The 1,238-nt window shown below is 75.0% G+C and carries 2 protein-coding genes; one reads left to right on the top strand and one right to left on the bottom strand.

Annotation, left to right across the window (positions count from 1 at the left end; all coding sequences use genetic code 11):
* Window positions 1-50 precede the first annotated feature (50 nt).
* On the bottom strand, window positions 51-701 hold the full coding sequence (locus ABD308_RS16485; protein ID WP_344334215.1) for a hypothetical protein: 651 nt from the start codon (window positions 699-701) through the stop codon (window positions 51-53).
* 287 nt (window positions 702-988) lie between these two features.
* Here ABD308_RS16485 and ABD308_RS16480 point away from each other — a divergent pair.
* Window positions 989-1,238, top strand: a 250-nt coding sequence (locus ABD308_RS16480; RefSeq protein WP_344334213.1) for a hypothetical protein, incomplete at its 3' end; no start/stop codon positions are given.

Here is a 1,238-nt window from a genome sequence, read left to right as displayed (position 1 = left end):
GTCATGCGCTCGCTGATCGCCTACGACCACTAACCCTTGGCATCACTCATCTAGACCGAGCCGCCGAGGAGGACGCGGTAGACGATCCTGGCGCCGTCGGTGCTCACCTCGGTGCAGAGGTCGCGGCGGTCGAGCAGCCAGCCGTTCGCCTCGCACCGCTGCCGGGGCCGGAGGCGGTCGGCGGCCTCCGCCGTCGGCACGTCGGGCGGGCCCGCCAGGTAGAGCGTGCGCCAGCAGACGGTGCCGTGGCCGTTGCCGCAGTCCTCGCGGGCGTCGAGGACGGTGTAGCCGGGCGGCGGCTTCGGCACCGCCTTCGCGGACGGGATCTGCGCCTCGTGGAAGGCCACGAGCGCGAGCAGCGGGGTCGCGAGGAGGACGAGGGCCAGTTGGCAACGGAAGGCGATGCCCGCCGCCCGGGGCCAGCCGGCCGGGCGCTCCGTGCGCGGGCCGACGATCCGCCGGTCCAGCCACAGGCCGACCAGCACGACCAGTTCGGCGAGCGGCGTGTACAGCAGGTACAGCTCGGCCTCGCTCCGCAGCCACAGCAGGTCGAACGCCACCGCGAGCACCAGCGCCAGCCAGAGCCTCAGCCCGGCGGCGACGGATGCCCGGAGCGGCGTCGATCGGGCACGCAGCAGCCAGTGGACGAGTGGGAGCAGCGTGAACAGGACCCCGACGACGGCCCACAACACGATCCTCACGATCCGAAACCCCTCCCGGCGGCGGACGACGGCGCTCTGGGAGTTCGGACGCCCGGTACCGGTCCCTGGTTCCGGTGCGAAGGAGACCGCCGAGCGGGTGGCGGTGGCGGTCACGTCGGGACTCCTTCCTGGGCGGGTGCCCGTGCCCGTCCCGGGCGAGGGCGGGGCGTGATCGGGGCCGGCGGCTCAGGCGGGCGGGGCGGCGGGCGGCGCAGCGTGGAGGTCGAAGTTCGAAGCAGTCCGGCCGGTTCGGCCGGTTCGGCCGGTTCGGCCGGGAGGAGACCACCATGCAGCGCACAGTCCGGCTCGACCGTCGGATCCAGGCCGGCGCCGCACAGGTCCTCCTCGCGGTGCGCGGCGGCGAGCCGTCGTGGGCCGAACTCGGGTCGCGGCTCGGTGCACTCGCGGCCGACCGGTTCGTCCTGGTCACCGACGGCACCGCGCCCGCCGGCCAACTGGCCCACGTCCGCGCGCTCGCCGCCGACCGGGCGCCCACCTCCGTGCACGACCTGCGCGACGGGCCGCTCCCGGCCACCA

It is taken from the genome of Kitasatospora putterlickiae (genome assembly GCF_039527695.1).
Lineage (GTDB): Bacteria > Actinomycetota > Actinomycetes > Streptomycetales > Streptomycetaceae > Kitasatospora > Kitasatospora putterlickiae.
Note: the sequence above shows the minus strand (reverse complement) of the source record. Positions and strands in the feature narration are given on the sequence as shown.